This is a genomic window from Frankia sp. CcWB2, from assembly GCF_977927585.1.
The window spans coordinates 1-3442 of sequence record NZ_CDWRCM010000297.1 but is presented as its reverse complement, the minus strand read 5'-3'; the positions used below and the strand labels follow the sequence as shown (position 1 = coordinate 3442).

The window sequence follows — 3442 nt, the reverse complement described above, 5'->3', positions numbered from 1 at the left end:
ACAGGTTATGCGTTAGGCCGAGGCCAACGCCTCGGCTCGCCGGGTGGCACGTTCCGTGGTCCGCGCCAGCTTCGCTTCCTGCTGCGTCGCGAGGGCGTCGAGCCCGGTGACGAAGGCGGAGACCTCCTCGCGGGCCTTCTCAGCCTCGCCATTCAGGCCCTCCAGGTCGAAGAACCGCCAGTGACGCAGGATCGGCAGCACCACGTCGTCGTGGTGGATGCGCAGGTTGTAGATGCCGGCCCGGGCGATCTGGATCGCCTTGCGGCCGAAGTCACGGATGCCGGTGCCGGGCATCTGGAAGTTGACGAGCTCGTCGCGGATGGCCACCACGGTACGCGAGGGGTCGAGCTCCAGCGCCCCCGCGATCACGTTCCGATAGAAGATCATGTGCAGGTTCTCGTCCGTCGCCACCCGCGTGAGCAGCTTCTCGGCGATCGGTTCCCCGCAGAAACGGCCAGTGTTGCGGTGGCTCACCCGGGTCGCCAGTTCCTGGAAGGAGACGTACGCCGTTGCCTCCAGCGGGGACTTGTCCCGGCTGTCGTAGCCCTTGCCCATCTGGTACATGCGGTTGCGTTCGAGGGCGATCGGGTCCACCGCCCGGGTGACCAGGAGGTAGTCGCGCATCGCTATGGAGTGGCGCCCCTCTTCGGCGGTCCACCGGTGCACCCAGCTTCCCCAGGCGCCGTCCCGGCCGAACGCGTCCGCGATCTCCCGGTGGTAGCTCGGCAGGTTGTCCTCGGTCAGCAGGTTGACCTCGAACGCGATCTGCGCGATCTTGGAAAGCTTCGACTGCCCGGGCTCCCAGGGGAGACTGTCGAAGTCGCGGCCCTCGCCCCAGGGTACGTACTCGTGCGGCATCCATTCGGCGGCGACGCCGAGATGCCGGTTCAGGTTGGCCTCGGCGACGGGCTCCAGATCGCGTATCAGGTCGATGTCCGTGAGTGATTTCATTGGGGAACTGTTCCAGAGGGATCATGTGTTAACCATGTCCCGCGGGTGTGGATTACCGAGCGTGGAACTGTTCCGCCGAGGCAGTCCCGCTGCGGGAGCGGGCATCCTTGCCAGGCCCGGCGAGGACGCCCGGCCGGACAGTCCCGGCGCGCCCGGTCGGCATCCGGCTCACACCGAACTCTCATGATGCTCGGATGAACTCGACGCGGACGATGTCGACATCGCCGCCCGCATCGCCGTCCACCCGCTGCATCGAGGTCGCGTCCAGGGAGCCGGACATGTCCACTGCCCCGCGTGTGCTGGTTGTCGACGATGAGCCGAACATCGTCGATCTGCTGCGGATGGCGTTACGTTTCCATGGTTTCGACGTTCTGACCGCGACCACCGGTCGGGCGGCGCTCGAGTTGGCCGTCGAGGCCCGGCCGGATCTGATGATCCTTGATGTGATGCTGCCCGACATCGACGGCTTCGAGATCTGCCGGATGTTGCGCGCGGACGGGCACCCGGTACCCGTCGTCTACCTGAGCGCGCGCAACGCCCACCGGGACAAGATCGCCGGCCTCACCTACGGCGGCGACGACTACGTCACCAAGCCGTTCGCCGTCGACGAGCTCGTCGCCCGGGTCCGGGCCGTGCTGCGCCGGACGTCACCTCCGCCGGCCGAGCCGGCACCCGTGCCGCCGTCCCCGCTGCGGTTCGCCGACGTGGAACTCGACCCGGACGCCCATCTCGTCCGCCGCGCCGGGGAGCCGATCGACCTGTCGCCGACGGAGTTCTCCCTGCTGCGGTACTTCCTGACCAACCCCAACCGGGTGCTGTCCAGGACCCAGATCCTCGACGCGGTGTGGAGCTACGACTACGCGGGCGAGCCGACCATCGTGGACCAGTACGTCAGCTACCTGCGGCGCAAGCTCGGCCGGCACGGCCCGTCTCTCATCCACACCCAGCGTGGTTTTGGCTACGTGCTGCGCCTTCCGGTGGCGGGGTCCAACCGGTGACGCTCCGCCTGAAGCTGATGTCCGGCCTGATCGCGCTGACCGCACTGGGACTGGTCATCGTGGGTGGGGCGAGCGTGTTCGCGCTGCGTGCCTACCTGGACGACCGGATCGACCAGCAGCTCACCCGCGCGCGGGTGCTGGGCGGCCTGCCGGCTGCTGCCTATCTGTCCCGGTGGGAGGCGCTGGGCCGGGCCGGGGTGGAGCGGGCCGTGGCGCCGACCGACTACCTGGTGGAGATCCGGCGGACGGACGGGACGGTGCTGCGCATCGCGGGTTCGGTGACTCCCACGCCGCCGGCTACGCCCCTGCTGGACGCCGCCGGGGACCGGGGTGCCGCACCGTTCACCGTCATCGCCGACCGGGAGCGGTACCGAGCGGTCGTCCGGGACAGTCCGCGCGGGCCACGGGTTCTCGTCGCGCTGCCGCTGAAGCCGGTCGCGGAGACGGTCCACCGACTGGTGATGATCGAAGTGGCGGTGGGTCTCGCGGTGCTCGCCGCGATCGCCGTGCTCGCCTGGGTGTGGCTGACCCGTGGCCTGCGCCCACTGCGTCAGATGATCTCCACCGCGTCGGCGATCGCCGGGGGGGGATCTCGACCGGCGGGTGCCGGCGGGGTCGGCCCGTTCGGAGACCGGTCAGCTCGCCATGGCCCTCAACACGATGCTCGGCCAGATCCAGGCCGCGTTCGCCGCCCGGGTCGCCTCCCAGGAGCAGCTCCGCCGCTTCGCCGCCGACGCCTCCCACGAGCTGCGGACGCCGTTGACCTCGATCCGCGGCTACGCCGATCTGCTGCGCGGCGGAATGGTGACGGCGGTCGACGCGGATGACGCGCTACGCCGGGTCCAGGAGGAGACCGCCCGGATGAGCACCCTCGTCGACGACCTGCTGTACCTGGCCCACCTCGACGAGCAGCGACCGATGCGGCGGGCCGAGATCGACTTTGCCAGGCTCGTCCGCGACGCCGTCGCCGACCTGCGGGTCGCGGCCCCCGAGCGCCCGGTGAGCGCCGAGCTCCCGGCGAGCTGCGTCGTCCTCGGCGACGAGAACGCGCTGCGCCAGCTCGCCGGCAACCTCCTGACCAACGCCCGCGTCCACACCCCGCCCGAGACGCCGATCGAGGTGCGGCTGCACGCGCTGCCGGCGGGCGCCGCGCCGACCGGCCCCGCCGCCCCCGGGACCCCCGGGGGCGCGGAGCTTCACGTCATCGACCACGGGCCGGGCATGCCACCGGAGGTTGCCGAGCACGTGTTCGACCGCTTCTACCGGGCCGCGGACAGCCGGGCACGGGGGCCTGGCGGCAACGGGCTGGGGCTGTCCATCGTCGCGGCGACCGCCGCCGCCCACGGCGGCCGGGTCGAGGTGTCCAGTGCCGTCGGCACCGGCACGGTTTTCCGGTTCCTGCTGCCGGTGCCGGTGCCGGTTCCGGAGGCGGCATCGTGGAGCCGGTAACGGACATCATCTTCGTGTGCCGTAGACGAGGATTCGGGCTCCTG

General features: G+C 70.5%; 3 protein-coding genes. 2 read left to right on the top strand and 1 reads right to left on the bottom strand.

Features of this window, described 5'->3' with window-relative positions; genetic code table 11:
- Positions 1 to 12 precede the first annotated feature (12 nt).
- Positions 13 to 951 (bottom strand): acyl-ACP desaturase, encoded by a 939-nt coding sequence (locus ACY45C_RS20735; RefSeq protein ID WP_462189227.1) that lies wholly within the window; start codon positions 949 to 951, stop codon positions 13 to 15.
- A gap of 278 nt (positions 952 to 1229) precedes the next feature.
- Here ACY45C_RS20735 and ACY45C_RS20730 point away from each other — a divergent pair, with 278 nt between their 5' ends.
- Both ACY45C_RS20730 and ACY45C_RS20725 read left to right on the top strand, forming a co-directional pair.
- Positions 1230 to 1949, top strand: coding sequence for a response regulator transcription factor (locus tag ACY45C_RS20730; RefSeq protein ID WP_462189229.1), 720 nt, complete (start codon positions 1230 to 1232; stop codon positions 1947 to 1949).
- Between the two features lie 759 nt (positions 1950 to 2708).
- Positions 2709 to 3398, top strand: coding sequence for a sensor histidine kinase (locus ACY45C_RS20725; protein WP_462189228.1), 690 nt, complete (start codon positions 2709 to 2711; stop codon positions 3396 to 3398).
- The last annotated feature ends 44 nt before the right edge of the window (positions 3399 to 3442 follow it).

Coding starts and splice junctions, on each gene's coding strand:
- ACY45C_RS20735 (WP_462189227.1), bottom strand. CDS start 951: ATGAAATCACTCACGGACATCGACCTGATACGCGATCTGGAGCCCGTC.
- ACY45C_RS20730 (WP_462189229.1), top strand. CDS start 1,230: ATGTCCACTGCCCCGCGTGTGCTGGTTGTCGACGATGAGCCGAACATC.